The organism is Bacteroides sp. An322 (assembly GCF_002161765.1).
In the GTDB taxonomy this organism is placed as follows: domain Bacteria; phylum Bacteroidota; class Bacteroidia; order Bacteroidales; family Bacteroidaceae; genus Phocaeicola; species Phocaeicola merdavium.
In genome coordinates this window covers 1-13,470 of record NZ_NFIN01000044.1, presented here as the reverse complement: position 1 = coordinate 13,470, position 13,470 = coordinate 1, and the positions used below count along the sequence as shown (strand labels likewise).

Sequence of the window (13,470 nt, the reverse complement as noted above, 5' to 3'; positions counted from 1 at the left end):
AATTTCCCTTGTCTGTCCTGCGGTAATCCGGCACTGATTTCACAAATTCTTTCAGATGTTTCATTATGCTGCCACGACGGCAGGCTGCATGTTTCTTTTTAATATATTATACACGCAAAATGTTGCATATCAGCAAAATAAATCGTATTTTCGCGTAGCGAAAATCAAGGCGGAAATCAAAAAACGGCCTCTGTCGCATTTGATTTCCGCCTACAAAAATAATTTTATATGAACGATAAAAAGAAACACCGGAAGCGGTGCTTCCTGCATCGCTGTGCGCAAAAATAATGGTTTTTCGGAGAATAACAAGGATTATAGAGGTTGTTTTAAATGAAAGAGCCGTGCAAGTGCAATAAATATTTTTTCTTTGCCTATCAATTTATTCAAAAATAATATGTATCTTTGCAATCGATAAAATAATTATATATCGAAGGGCTTGACTGGATTTGACAGCAAGAGATGTGGTATGTAAGCATGCAGTGCGTCAGTGATTTGCACTATAATCTCAGTTACTGAACAATTATCTGGCAACGAAAACTATGCTCTCGCTGCTTAATCGAAGTACAGTAGATTAACTTTATTTTCGCCACAGTGGCGGAAACGAGACATCGCTCAAAAGCTCTTGTTCCGAAGCGTTTGGTAAAGCGGTGCAGCAAAATCGGGAATAGTTCTAGCCTTGCCTTGCGGCCTGAATGAAATTTTAAAGGCTAAGGCGTAAGTGGGTGGCTCTGGTCTTGCTTGCGCACGAAAACCGAAGGCAGAGATAAGCATGTAGAAAGCGTATGGCTTCCTTGTTTGGACGAGGGTTCGATTCCCTCCAGGTCCACCTTTATTGAGACATAAACAACAAAACCTAGCTAAAATGGTTGTTTTTAGCTAGGTTTCTTGTTGTCAAACGACACTTAATAAAAAAACCACATTCACAAGGTGCCATATTTAAAATTCTTATTAATCTACGCCTTAATAATCTTCAAAAATTTCTCCACATCCCTGCGAATCATGGCATAAACCGGCGAATTCTTATAATTGGTGTTCTTATGAATCACCAACGATACATCCACCTGGCTACGCTGGTATGCTGTAAGCTCATTGTGCAATTGGGTATCATGCAAAGCCAGTTGATGGATTTGTTCTTCCCGCTCCCGCCTTAAATAGGTGCAGACCGGAGCCAAGAGACGCATCACGACATTATCCAAGATATGATGCCCTTGAATGAACATATAGGTATTCTCCGGATATACTCCCAGCCGTTTGAATTCATCTTTCATCGCTTCTACTTCGGGAATGCCTTCTGGATGATGACGTTCCAAATCATGCAATTTACGGTTTACTTTCTTAGCCATTATTCCCAAACTATTCTCCGGATGCCGGATGCCAACTTGCTCAATCCGGACATACGAACAGAAGTCGAGTAAGGAAAACTCATTCAAATAGTGCTTGCGGTAAAACCATACCGACCATACAAACAAAGGATAAGCTATCTGAGAATAGAGTTTCATATAATTGGGGAAGTCTATCAAGACATGGTCATTCAACGTTGCCATTACGCACACCTCGTGCAGCCCTTCGGCATAACAATGATAATTTTCAATGGCATACGCGTAAGTCTGAAGCACGTAGGGGCACTCTATCATGTAGCGCGAAGTCTGGGTACGCCCCTGCAGAAGATAATCGTAATCGCTATCCACACATGCAATCATATTCTCGCCCAATTGCTTTCCCAATTGGTTCATCAACACGCTTTTCTTGCCTTTAGCCAATGAAGTGCGCGAGGGGAGCATGACCTCGAAATAACGGTTCTCGTTCTCGTAATCGGCTAATAAGGAACGCCAAAAAGAAATATCATCGTAGCTTTCTACGTATGCCACGATTTTCCTCCGCGCACGTTTGGGCTTCAAGCTATTGGCTGCCCCCAAATACATCGAAGACAGGTTTTCGGTAAGTCTTTTTCCCATAGCCGTAAGTTTTTAGTGTGTCGTAATATCGCTCACTTCGGTCACGGCATCCAGCCAACCGTTCATGATGACCGCAGGCGAGTGAGTGGTAAGTATGATTTGCACATTCGGGTTCAAGGTGCGGATAAGCGAGATGAGTCTTTGTTGCCATTCCACATGCAGGGAGATTTCGGGCTCGTCCATGAAAAGGGAACAATGCTGATTGTCCTGAACCAAGACCGTAAGCAAGATGACCAGCATCTGTTTTTCGCCCGAAGAAAGCTGGTAAGGGGTCAGTTCATCTCCGTCCTGCTCGAAGAGGATTTCATTGCTCTTGCGGTTTATCTTCTTGCCGGTATCACTAAAGAGGTCATCTACCAAATCTTGGAATTTGGTCTTGGGCTTAGAAACTTCGGCGGCTTGTGCCTGCTGCTCCAATATTCCGCTGGTCAGCATTTCGATAATGCGGTTTCCGATATTCACCTGATAATCCAAGTACCGGCGTTGCAATTGATACAATTGCCAATCCAACTCGGTCTTGACATTCTGGTTCCCGATTTTCTCGAGCAACCCCGAACTGATAAGCGGGCGGTCGAAGCTCCGTATCACATCGAAATTGATATAAGTGGCATCCTCGGGAGAAAAGACGAACGATACGCCTTCTTTTTCAAAATCATTGGTCAACGCACCTCCTTCCAGTGCGGTCAGGCTCCGCACGGAATTGTTCAATATCGTGCTTTTCCCGATACCGTTCACTCCACTCAGGATATTCACATCAGCACGCAGGTCCCACGAGATGTTCTTGCGTCCCCACATGCCTTTGATTTCAATGCGTTTGATATAATCTGCTTGCTTTTTCATGGCTATTATTGGATTTATGCCTTTAATCTTCGTAAAAATACGGATAATAATGGAATTAATCAATGTTTTCGCCTTTCTTTTTTCACAGAACTTGTACCTTTGCAAGAAGAAATACCCAAGATATGAAAGAAACGACATCCATACATTCACCCATCCTCTATTTGCAACACCAATACGAGTTGCTCAAAATGGAATATGAATACGAGAAAGAGCAATTCAAACAACAAACGGAACTGATGGGAATCGGAAGGAAAGTGAAGCGCGGGATGTGCTGGTATCCGCTGAACATCGGACGGAGCTATTACAATGCCCTGAACCAACTGGTGGTAGAGGTGGAACGCCGTGAGGATAAAGACATTGAGCATCTGTTCGAATACGGACGCCCCGTATGTTTCTTTACGCAAGACATTTCGGGGAAACTGAACTATTTCCCCTTTGTAGCCACGGTGAACTATGCCGATGAAGAGCGCATGGTCGTGGTTCTTCCCAATCCTGACGCTTTAACTTCTTTGCAGGGAAGGGAGATGTTGGGAGTACAGCTCTATTTCGATGAAACCAGCTACCGGTTGATGTTCGAAGCTTTAAAGCAAGTCATTTCCGCTAAGAATAACCGGTTGGCAGAGCTGCGCGATATCTTCCATGGGACTCAACCCGCTTCGGTATTTTCTTTCCAGCCTATGCGTTTCCCTTGGCTGAACCCTACGCAAGAAGCTGCGGTAAATAAGGTGCTCCATGCCAAAGACGTGGCAATCGTACACGGACCTCCGGGAACGGGGAAAACCACGACATTAGTAGAAGCCATTTATGAGACCTTGCACCGGGAAAACCAAGTTTTAGTTTGCGCACAAAGCAACATGGCGGTAGACTGGATTAGCGAGAAATTGGTAGACCGGGGCGTAAACGTTTTGCGTATCGGGAATCCGACCCGCGTGAACGACAAGATGCTTTCGTTTACCTACGAACGCCGGTTCGAGTCACATCCCGACTATACCCAACTATGGGGCATCCGCCGGGCAATCCGTGACCTCTATGCCCGCCTGCATAAGGCAAGCGACCGCGAGAATATCCGCACGAAAATCAATTCGTTGAAAGACCGTGCTTCGGAACTGGAAATCCGCATCAATGCCGACTTGTTTTCCGAAGCAAGAGTCATCGCCTGCACCTTGACGGGAAGCGCCAGCCGGTTATTAATCGGGCAGAAGTTCGGGACGCTATTCATCGATGAAGCCGCCCAAGCCCTTGAAGCGGCTTGCTGGATAGCCATCCGCAAGGCAGACCGGGTCATCTTTGCCGGAGACCATTGCCAGCTTCCTCCCACGGTAAAGAGCATGGAAGCGATGCGTGGCGGATTAGGGCATACCTTGATGCAATGCATTGTCAAGCAAAAGCCCGACACGGTTTCCTTATTAAAATTGCAATACCGGATGAACGATGAAATCATGCGTTTCTCTTCCGAATGGTTCTACGGAGGCATGCTCCAGTCGGCTCCCGAAGTGAAATACCGTAGCATACTCGACTTCGACACCCCTATCGAATGGGTGAATACAGAAGGGATGGATTGCAACGAAGAGTTTGTAGGCGAAAGCTACGGGCGCATCAACAAGCCCGAAGCCGAACTTTCCATCAGCCAATTGAAATCCTACATCAACCGCATCGGCAAGGAACGTTTCCTCGAAGAGCGCATCGATATAGGATTGATTTCCCCCTACAAGGCACAAGTGCAATACCTCCGCCAGTTGCTCCGGCGCGATGCCTTCTTCAAGCCCTTCCGCTCCTTGATTACGGTCAATACAGTCGATGGCTTCCAAGGGCAAGAGCGTGATGTAATCCTCATCAGCTTAGTGCGCGCCAATGAGGACGGTCAAATCGGATTCTTGAATGATTTGCGCCGGATGAATGTAGCCATCACCCGTGCCCGCATGAAGCTCATCATCTTAGGCGATGCATCCACCCTGACCCGCCATGCCTTCTACCGGAAGTTGTATGAATATATTGAGAAACTGCATGAAGCGTAATGATTGTACTTCATGCCGATTGTACTTCATCCTAATATAAATCTAAAAAGCAAAAGAAAAATTTGTATTCTCTCCTTTTCTTTTTATATTTGCAGTACTACAAATTATACTTAAAAGTCACAGAGAGTATGGATGCTACGATTTCATTAGATGGAATATTATCTTTCATCAATTCGCTTTCTTTATCAGCTAATAATAAACAATGGCTGGGTGAAAAATTGTTGGAAGAAGCCAAACAGGAAAAGGCACAGCAGAGTTATGCAGATTTCATTCATAGCCTATGCGGCTCATGGAAAGATGACCCGCGTTCTGCAGAAGAGATAGCAGATGATATTCGGAACTCCCGTCAGTTCAATACAACACGCCATATAATGCCATTGGATGATGAAAAATAACTATTTGCTTGATACTGTATTGCCTTATTGCGAGGCAATCGGGATGTAGCTCAGAAATTAATAGACCTCGGCGAAGGACGTTGTTGTTTGTCCGTCATTACATTATATGAATTAATGTTTGGTGCCTATTACTCAAGACATGAAGAGCAAGAAGTGCCAAAGGTTAAATTATTTATCGAACGTTTCCCGATTATTCCATTAATTAATGCGGCAGAAAAATATGCTATTCTTAAAACAAACCTTCGATCATCAGGTCTTTTGATTGATGAATTCGATTTAATGATAGCCGCTACAGCTTTAGCCGGAAACTATATCTTAGTAACAGACAATACAAAACATTTTCAACGCATAGCCGGTTTGAAAATAGAAAATTGGATTAAGCGATAGATGAGGCTGCCTCAAAATGGTAATTAAGTATCAAAAAGTAATGTCATCCTAAGCAAAGCGAAGGATCTCGTGTGCATCAGCTTGTGTTTCGAGATTGACTTCGTCGAACGTTGTTTTTTCACTACGTTCTGAATGACAAAAAGAAAGCCTATTTCTATTTTGAGACAGCCTCATATAAATAAGGTATATCTTTACCCCGCTTGCCGTTTCTTCCGATAGGCATACAAACGCTTTAAGGCGTGTTTTCGGCTTAACAGGATTTCTCTTCGGTAGAGGAAGAAAGTAAGGAAGAAATACACGCCGGTCTGTATCCACAAAGCACGGTATTCGGGCAATACGTCGTTTAATGTAGCACCCATCGTATTGATGCGTATGTAGCCGTTGATGCCGAATGTGGAAGGGAATATCCACGATACGACTTTCCAAAACGGAGGGATGGCTGAGCCGGGCCATGAGATCCCGGATATGAACAACAAGGGCAACGAGGTGAACACGAATATCATCATGCAATCTTCGCGTCTCCGGATAAGGCACGAACATGCCATGGCAAAAAAGATACATGCTAACAGATAGGGCAAGACGAATGCCGCCAACGTACCCGGAGAGGCAAGAAATACCAGACGGAACATCCGAGGCACCGCACAGAGGATATAAGCCGCAACGGCAATGTAAACCAAAAGATAAGCCAATGATTTCCCGAAAATGATACGGACCGTACCTTGATAATGGCGGGTGATAGGCACCAAATCCCGGAAGCGGTTGTTCTCGCGTGCCGTACCGGCTGATAATCCTATCCCCAACAACAAGGTCTGCTGGATAATTAGAATAAGCACGGCAGGGATAAGGAAGCTGGCAAATCCGTCTTGCGGATTATAGAGCGATACCGCTTCGTAATCTATCGGACGGACCGTTATCTCGTCTTGCCGGTCGGTGGTATTGCCCGCACGCCGGATTTGAATATCCTTATTCATTTCCAACGAGGCTTCGGTATTGGCAAGCAGAAGCGCCTTGTAATAAAGCATACCGCTCATGTCGGCGTATATCGAGACATGTGCCTGACGTCCTGAAGCAAGGTCGCGGCTGAAGCTTTCGGGAATGTAAACCACTCCGTACACTTTTTGTTGTTTCAATAAAAGTTTGGCTTCTTCCATATTCGAGCAATAAGACATAACGTGAATATCCGGAGTCCCGTCTACATGACGGATGTATTCACGGCTTAAAGAAGAATTATCCGCATTGACCACCGCCGCCGGCACTTCACGCACCACTTCATTGGTATAGATGAATGCATAAACCAGCGGATATGCCAAAGGCACGAGGAGGAAGAAAATCAACACTCCTTGGTCTTTGACGGTCATCTTCAGTTCCTCTTTACAAATATGGAACAATCCGGTAATGCCTTGCTTTAGGGTATGTTTGAACGAATATTTTTTCATGATTCATCGTTTTTAGGGGATATATACATAGTGCAGCATTTCCGTGCGCAACCTCTTCAACACAAAGAACGGAAGAAGCAGGAAAAGCAAAAGAGCCACGATGGGTTGCCATACATACACAAACGGATAACCGTTCAGGGCAAGATTGACATAAATCAGGAAATAATGCCGCAAGGGAAATAAGACCGCCAGACCTTGCAATACGGGATGCATCGCCATGACCGGAAACGTGAAACCGGAGATGGAGAAGGAAATGACTCCCCATAATGAAGCCGCACTCAATGCCAAACGGAGGGTGCCGAACATGCCGAAGAAGAAGATACCTACGGCTTGCGAAGCCAATACCAACAACAATCCGGCAAGAAGCATCGGGACAACACCGCCATTGCAAGGATAATGCAAGAACCCGTACAGATAGACATTATAGAACACGGTCACGATGAAGAAGATAACCGTATGGGGCAAGAGTTTCCCAACTAATGCCGTACCGATGGAATTATCCGCCAAACGCATCAAGACTTGTGCCGTATTTTCCTTCAGTTCCGTACCCAATGCGTATGCGGTGGTCAGGAAAATGAGCAGCATCAAGATGCCCGGCAACAAGGTGTTGCACAAGTAAACCGAATAGTTCAGCCACGGATTGTTCAGCGCATGGGTATCGATAACGATAGGCTGGAGAAATGCCATAGCCTGGTCTTCGGTCGCTCCTTTAGCTAAGAGTGTGCTTTGTCCGATGGCTCCACTGGCAAGTTCCGACATCGTGCGCTGGTCCCGATAGAGCAATGACCCAGCAATGAGGTAAGCATAATTAATATAAAACGACACACGGGGTTGCCTTCCCGCTATGGCTTCTTCGGTAGTGCCTTCGGGGATATAATAGAAAGCATAAATCTCACCGCGTTGCACCGCCTTGCGTGCTTCATAAAAGTTAGCATAATGCGCCGTGACGCGAGTTTGCTGGAATGCGTCCAAGTTACGGATGATAGTCCGCGTAGTCGCCGTATTGTCCATATCCACAACGCCTGCAGGCATGCTTACAGGCAAGCCGTTTGCCATCAGCGTGGTAAAGAAGATATAGCAGAATATCGGTGCTATTACCATGCAGAAGAGGTAAATGGGCCGGGCAACTATCCGACGCAGTTCGCGTACAGCTATCCGATACAGACGTTTATGAACCGTTATTTGCATAATTCGTTATTTAGATTGATATATCGCCGACATTCCCGGACGCAGGTTCTCTACCGGTTGTACGGGCTTGGCTTTGACCTCGAAGGTCTTCAGGTCGAAGCCTCCCGTGGTCTTAGTTGCTTTCCATGCGGCATACGTGCCTAAGTCTTTCATGTAAGTCACCTTGAATGTAGCGTCTTTATCCAATGCAGGGATAAATGCCGAGATTTCGCCTCCTACGTGGAAGTCTTTCAGGTAATCTTCTCGCACATTGAATGTTACCCACATATCGTCCAGTTGGGCTACGTTCATAATAGGCGCTCCGGTTCCGACCAGTTCGCCTACCTTGGGGAATATCTCCGTCACTTCCCCGTCGGCAGATGCCGTCAGATACGTCTCGTTGATGTACGAACTCACTTCGGCTACAGCCCCTTCGGCTTGCCTTACCTTGGCTTGCGCCATGAGTTTATCTTCGCGTTGCGCCCCGTTCTTTGCCATGGTGTATTGGGCTTCCGCCGCCCGTTCGGTAGCGGTCATGGCATCGTATTGCGCTTTTGCCTCGTCCCGTTTCTGAGCCGACATTACGCCTTCTTCATACAGGCGGTTGACCCGTTGGTATGATTTCTCGGCTATTTCTTTTCCTGCCTTCGCTTTTTGCCACATTTCGTATGCCGCCTGAAGTTGCTCGGCACGTGTGCCCCGTTCGGCTTTCTCGTTCAAAGCCTGAGCCGCTTGTTCCAAGGCTTGCGCTTGCGAGAGCTTCGCCATTACATCGGGTGCTTCGAGAATGGCAAGCGTATCACCCGCCTTTACCTGATCGCCCTCGCTTACAAAGAATTTCAAGATACGTCCGGGCACTTTGCTTGATACCCGGTATTCGGTCGCTTCGGCTTGTCCTTGAATGATATCTGTTCCTTTACGGAAGGTAAAAAAGCCGATGACACTGACGATTATAACCACCCCAACCAAGGTGATAAATGCCAGCGTGATGTTGTTGCGTTGAGTTCTTTCTGTCATATCGTTTGTTTTATTTTAATGTTCCCATTGATTTGTTCAAATAAACTTCACTCATTTTCAGGTCGATTTGCGCGTCAATCTTGCCCGAACGGGCAGAGAGCCAAGCTGTTTGGGCTTCGAGCACATTGCTGGTCGGGATAACCCCTTCCCTGAATCCAAGATTCGCATAGCGGAGGTTCTCTTCCGCCTTTTCCATATTCTTTTCAGCCATTGTAAGCTTCTTGGCGGCTTCGTTCACCTTATACGAACTTTGAGTCACCTGAAGCTCTATCTTTTCCCGTGCGTCGTCCAGCCGATAGCGGGCTATGTTGGCTTCGGCTTTTGCCGCACGCACCTTATAAATATTTTCTCCCCAATGGAATACAGGGATTTTCACGACTACCCCGACAGCCCACGTTCCGCGGAACTTATTCTCAAATCCGTTGAAGAGCGAAGGATTGGTAAACAGATAGTTAGCGGTCAGTCCGATAGAGGGAAGATAATTAGCTCGTGCCACGTTCACCTTTTGCCGGTAGATTTTCGAAGCAAGCTCCAGGCTTTTCAGTTCCTCGCGGTTAGCCAAAGCCGTGTTCACATTGCTTTCGGTAAATGTGTCGGGCAAGGTAAGGTCAGTCATATCTTCATCGGCAAGCCGGATTTCGGTATCGAGAGGCAATCCGCACAATTGGCAAAGCACCATCTTCGATAAGCTCAACCCGCCTTCCACCTGCACCAAAGTCATTTCCGCCTCGTTCACCTTCACCCTTACACTCAATGCGTCGGCTTGGGTAGCAACGCCTTCTTCCACCATTTTGTTCACATCCGAATCTAACTTCTGCACCAATTCCACAAAGCTCTCGGCGAGCCGTTTCTTATTAATTAAGGAAATAACCTGCCAATAAGCCTGGTCGGTACTCAGTATCACGTCTTGCATACCCGTAGCGTGCTGCGACTCAGCCAATTGCTCGGCATATTTCGTTATCTTGTTATAGGCTATGATTTTACCTCCCATGAAAAGCGGTTGGGTCAGTGTTGCCGCACCGGCATAAAGGTTTCGCGTATCGGTACGGAAAGCGTCCACAATTCCCTCGCCTACCTTATTCAATGCATCGGGCAATTCCCCCATAATGCCACTTAGAGGCTGAAGCAAAGGAAGCAACTCCGGACGGCTAACGGCTATCTGTTGCAATTGCCCTCCCAATTGTTGTAACTGGCCACCCACCGCCGTTCCCATATTCCCGATGGCATTTTGCTGGGCATCGCTTAACAAAGAGATTTCTTTTTGGGTGCGCATATAAGTCCCCGCCACATCAATTTTAGGCAAGAAATTGGTGAAAGCCGCTTTTTGTTCGTAATGAGCAGCCTTGATTTTTTCTTGCGACATGCGTAACTCCTTATTATTAGCCAGAGCCAAAGCACGGCAACTATCCAGCGTAAGCACGCGCTGGGCATGTGAAGCTACGGCAAGCGTCAACAATAAGACAAGATTCAGAATTTTTTTCATGCTAATTCAGTTTTTAGTACCCTTGTTTATCAGGCATATACTGCCTGAATAAACATAGCAAATTTACAAAAACAAAACAAATAAGCAAGGGGTTTGTTCGAGAAAAATGGCTGAAAAAATGGTATAATATTCCAGCTCGCCAGAAAAACAAAATGCATCTGTATCTATTTGCCGTATGCAACCGCATGCGAAGCCTTACGGAGGATGTGTTTTTTACATCTATTATAGCATTTTTAATGCCAATTTGATGACCTGTTCTACGGTAGCGTCTGGTTCGGCTTTCAGGATGTTTATTACCGCTTTTTGTGAAGGGGCTTGTGCGAATCCCAACATCACGAGGGCAGCTACGGCTTCTTCATAGATTTCCGAATTGACCGTTATCCTTACCGATGCGACAGTACCTGTTTCTTCCATGTCCGTTGAAGCGATCTTGTCTTTTAAGTCTACGATGATGCGTTGGGCAGTCTTTAGTCCGATTCCTTTTACGGTTTTCAGCAATTTATCATTACCCGTGCTGATGACATGGCATAATTCGCGGGGCGAAAGTGCTGAAAGAATCATGCGTGCAGTATTGCCCCCAATGCCCGGCACACTGATAAGCAAAAGAAACAATTCGCGCTCTTGTTTCGTAGAAAATCCGTAAAGCACGTATGCATCTTCACGGATAGCTTCGTAAATGAACAGCTTCACCTCTTTTTTCCCTTGTATGGCTGAATAGGTATTGAGCGACACATTAATGCCATATCCTACTCCATTGCAATCTACTACCGCCAATGCCGGTGTAGCTTCGGCTAGTTCTCCTTTGATATATTCAATCATGTTTCTACGTCGAATTATAAGTTTCAGGGCAAAAATAACCATAAAAAACTTATAAATCGTAAGTTTGTTCTGAATATTTGCAAATTCGCACACCTTTATTTTGTTGGATTTATTACAAGTTTTGTATTTTTGCGAAGAAAAAGAAAACAATACATTAAACAAACCGATAACGAAAATGAAGAAAATTAGAGCAGCCGTAGTGGGTTACGGCAACATCGGGAAATTTACTTTGGAAGCCCTCGAAGCGGCTCCCGATTTTGAAGTGGCTGGCATCGTGCGCCGCCACGGTGCAGAAAACAAGCCTGCAGAATTGTCTGGTTATGAAGTAGTAAAAGACATTAAAGAATTAAAGGATGTAGATGTGGCTATTTTGGCTACTCCGACCCGTAGCGTAGAACAATATGCGAAAGAAATTTTGGCTCTTGGCATCAATACAGTAGACAGCTTTGATATCCATACTCAGATTTCTGATTTACGCCGCACATTGAACGAAACAGCTAAAGCACATGGAACTGTATCTGTTATCTCTGCAGGTTGGGATCCGGGAAGCGACTCCGTAGTCCGCACATTGTTGGAAGCTATTGCTCCGAAGGGGATTACTTATACCAATTTCGGTCCGGGACGTAGTATGGGCCATTCTGTAGCTGTACGTGCTATCGAAGGAGTAAAAGACGCTTTGTCGATGACCATTCCAGTCGGTACGGGTATTCATCGCCGTATGGTGTATGTAGAGCTGGAAGAAGGAGCCGATTTCAAGAAAGTAGAAGCGGCTATTAAGGCTGACCCGTATTTCGTGAATGATGAAACACACGTAAAACAAGTGGCTTGTGTAGATGACCTGAATGATGTCGGCCATGGTGTAAACTTAGTCCGCAAAGGTGTATCAGGCAAAACTCATAACCAATTGTTCGAATTTGATATGAAAATCAACAATCCGGCTCTGACCGCTCAAGTATTGGTTTGCGTGGCTCGTGCTTCAATGCGCCAACAACCGGGATGCTATACAATGATTGAAATCCCTGTAGTAGACCTGCTTCCGGGCGACCGTGATGAATGGATTGCGCATTTGGTATAAGAGTTTTGAAGAGCTTTTTGATAGTTAATACTGAATAATGAACAATTAATAACGGAAAGTGTTTCCACCAGCCGCTATTAACTGTTCATTATTAATTATTCATTGCCTTACATGCAGCTGGTTACTCCCAGCGATGTCCCGATAGCGGTCAGAATCGTAATCAAAGTCTGGATGATAATCCCCCAAATGTTTTTCTTTTTGTTTTCCATGTCAATAGTTAAGAGTTAATAATTAAGAGTTTTCTTCAGTTGATAATCAATAGTTAAGCCGGCGTTATTAATTATTAACTATTAATTATTAACTAATTTCACGCTTTCGCCGCCTCAAGGTCGACGGTGCTCAGCCCCTCTTTCTCGGCTTTCAGCGTAGCTGCCTGAGCGGTGCGGCTGGCTACGGGGTTGAACTTCGCTTTCTCCAGCAAGCCGTCGAAGTCCGCTCCGGGAGTGAACACCACGTTGATGCTCTTGATTTTGGCTGCGGTGAACGCCTTCAGGCTTTCCGCCCCGACCGAATTAAGCGAAATGAAGAAGTCGCCTAACGCAGCCTAACTGCACCTTCTTTCCTTCGAGCAGCATTTCTACGAGGCACTCGCACATGTCGAGGATAACGCCCTGCACCGTGCCGCGCGTGTACACCCCGTTGTGGTCGGCAATGTGTTTCACAAACTTGTCGAACGTCATCGATTCCGACATCTGCGCCCGCGCATACGCCTTTTCCGGCGCCATTTCGTCCATCGGGTTTCCAGTCAAATAAACAGAATAGTCAATCATAGTCTTAGTCTTTAGTTTTTCACCACAGATTACACAGATTAATAAAATTATTTTCTCTGTGTCCGTGGTTTGGTTAATAATAAATTGTTCAAATCTGTGTAATCTGTGGTG

At 45.7% G+C, this 13,470-nt stretch carries 12 protein-coding genes, 1 other RNA gene and 1 pseudogene; 5 read left to right on the top strand and 9 right to left on the bottom strand.

Annotated elements, in window-relative coordinates; genetic code table 11:
- Positions 1 to 432 precede the first annotated feature (432 nt).
- Positions 433 to 829: a transfer-messenger RNA gene (gene ssrA, locus B5F91_RS14335) on the top strand.
- Between the two features lie 124 nt (positions 830 to 953).
- Here ssrA and B5F91_RS14330 read toward each other — a convergent pair.
- Both B5F91_RS14330 and B5F91_RS14325 read right to left on the bottom strand, forming a co-directional pair.
- Positions 954 to 1,955, bottom strand: a complete 1,002-nt coding sequence (locus B5F91_RS14330; protein ID WP_087429715.1) for a DUF4435 domain-containing protein — start codon at positions 1,953 to 1,955, stop codon at positions 954 to 956.
- A 12-nt stretch (positions 1,956 to 1,967) separates the two neighbouring features.
- Entirely contained in the window at positions 1,968 to 2,795 is an 828-nt protein-coding gene (locus B5F91_RS14325; RefSeq protein WP_087429714.1) for an AAA family ATPase, read from the bottom strand.
- A 122-nt stretch (positions 2,796 to 2,917) separates the two neighbouring features.
- Between B5F91_RS14325 and B5F91_RS14320 the strand changes: the two genes are divergently transcribed.
- The 3 genes from B5F91_RS14320 to B5F91_RS14310 all read left to right on the top strand — a co-directional run bounded on the left by B5F91_RS14320 (position 2,918) and on the right by B5F91_RS14310 (position 5,592).
- Positions 2,918 to 4,810: an AAA domain-containing protein gene (locus B5F91_RS14320; RefSeq protein WP_087429713.1), complete on the top strand. Its 1,893-nt coding sequence runs from the start codon at positions 2,918 to 2,920 to the stop codon at positions 4,808 to 4,810.
- Positions 4,811 to 4,938: 128 nt separating this feature from the next.
- The gene (locus tag B5F91_RS14315; protein ID WP_087429712.1) at positions 4,939 to 5,205 is read left to right on the top strand and encodes a hypothetical protein; all 267 of its coding nucleotides are present in this window, start codon (positions 4,939 to 4,941) and stop codon (positions 5,203 to 5,205) included.
- Positions 5,206 to 5,292: 87 nt separating this feature from the next.
- Positions 5,293 to 5,592, top strand: coding sequence for a PIN domain-containing protein (locus tag B5F91_RS14310; protein WP_239416452.1), 300 nt, complete (start codon positions 5,293 to 5,295; stop codon positions 5,590 to 5,592).
- Between the two features lie 191 nt (positions 5,593 to 5,783).
- Here the strand turns inward: B5F91_RS14310 and B5F91_RS14305 are convergent, their stop codons facing one another.
- From B5F91_RS14305 to ruvA, 5 genes are all read right to left on the bottom strand, one after another.
- A complete protein-coding gene (locus tag B5F91_RS14305; RefSeq protein WP_087429711.1) occupies positions 5,784 to 7,028 on the bottom strand; it encodes an ABC transporter permease in 1,245 nt (414 codons plus the stop codon).
- Positions 7,029 to 7,040: 12 nt separating this feature from the next.
- Positions 7,041 to 8,216 (bottom strand): ABC transporter permease, encoded by a 1,176-nt coding sequence (locus tag B5F91_RS14300; protein WP_087429710.1) that lies wholly within the window; start codon positions 8,214 to 8,216, stop codon positions 7,041 to 7,043.
- A 6-nt stretch (positions 8,217 to 8,222) separates the two neighbouring features.
- On the bottom strand, positions 8,223 to 9,212 hold the full coding sequence (locus tag B5F91_RS14295; protein ID WP_087429709.1) for an HlyD family secretion protein: 990 nt from the start codon (positions 9,210 to 9,212) through the stop codon (positions 8,223 to 8,225).
- A 10-nt stretch (positions 9,213 to 9,222) separates the two neighbouring features.
- Complete coding sequence (locus B5F91_RS14290) at positions 9,223 to 10,695, bottom strand: TolC family protein (protein WP_087429708.1); 1,473 nt, start codon at positions 10,693 to 10,695, stop codon at positions 9,223 to 9,225.
- A gap of 222 nt (positions 10,696 to 10,917) precedes the next feature.
- On the bottom strand, positions 10,918 to 11,514 hold the full coding sequence (gene ruvA, locus B5F91_RS14285; RefSeq protein ID WP_087429707.1) for a Holliday junction branch migration protein RuvA: 597 nt from the start codon (positions 11,512 to 11,514) through the stop codon (positions 10,918 to 10,920).
- A 175-nt stretch (positions 11,515 to 11,689) separates the two neighbouring features.
- Between ruvA and B5F91_RS14280 the strand changes: the two genes are divergently transcribed.
- Positions 11,690 to 12,589, top strand: coding sequence for a diaminopimelate dehydrogenase (locus B5F91_RS14280; RefSeq protein WP_087429716.1), 900 nt, complete (start codon positions 11,690 to 11,692; stop codon positions 12,587 to 12,589).
- 107 nt (positions 12,590 to 12,696) lie between these two features.
- On the opposite strand, the gene B5F91_RS15250 is transcribed toward B5F91_RS14280, so the two are convergent.
- Positions 12,697 to 12,798: a smalltalk protein gene (locus B5F91_RS15250; protein WP_158099903.1), complete on the bottom strand. Its 102-nt coding sequence runs from the start codon at positions 12,796 to 12,798 to the stop codon at positions 12,697 to 12,699.
- 98 nt (positions 12,799 to 12,896) lie between these two features.
- Positions 12,897 to 13,359 (bottom strand): annotated as a pseudogene (locus B5F91_RS14275) (DNA-binding protein).
- Between the last annotated feature and the right edge of the window lie 111 nt (positions 13,360 to 13,470).

Bases quoted from the DNA above. Each gene is read 5' to 3' on its own strand.
- B5F91_RS14330 (WP_087429715.1), bottom strand. From the start codon at position 1,955: ATGGGAAAAAGACTTACCGAAAACCTGTCTTCGATGTATTTGGGGGCA.
- B5F91_RS14325 (WP_087429714.1), bottom strand. From the start codon at position 2,795: ATGAAAAAGCAAGCAGATTATATCAAACGCATTGAAATCAAAGGCATG.
- B5F91_RS14320 (WP_087429713.1), top strand. From the start codon at position 2,918: ATGAAAGAAACGACATCCATACATTCACCCATCCTCTATTTGCAACAC.
- B5F91_RS14315 (WP_087429712.1), top strand. From the start codon at position 4,939: ATGGATGCTACGATTTCATTAGATGGAATATTATCTTTCATCAATTCG.
- B5F91_RS14305 (WP_087429711.1), bottom strand. From the start codon at position 7,028: ATGAAAAAATATTCGTTCAAACATACCCTAAAGCAAGGCATTACCGGA.
- B5F91_RS14300 (WP_087429710.1), bottom strand. From the start codon at position 8,216: ATGCAAATAACGGTTCATAAACGTCTGTATCGGATAGCTGTACGCGAA.
- B5F91_RS14295 (WP_087429709.1), bottom strand. From the start codon at position 9,212: ATGACAGAAAGAACTCAACGCAACAACATCACGCTGGCATTTATCACC.
- B5F91_RS14290 (WP_087429708.1), bottom strand. From the start codon at position 10,695: ATGAAAAAAATTCTGAATCTTGTCTTATTGTTGACGCTTGCCGTAGCT.
- ruvA (WP_087429707.1), bottom strand. From the start codon at position 11,514: ATGATTGAATATATCAAAGGAGAACTAGCCGAAGCTACACCGGCATTG.
- B5F91_RS14280 (WP_087429716.1), top strand. From the start codon at position 11,690: ATGAAGAAAATTAGAGCAGCCGTAGTGGGTTACGGCAACATCGGGAAA.
- B5F91_RS15250 (WP_158099903.1), bottom strand. From the start codon at position 12,798: ATGGAAAACAAAAAGAAAAACATTTGGGGGATTATCATCCAGACTTTG.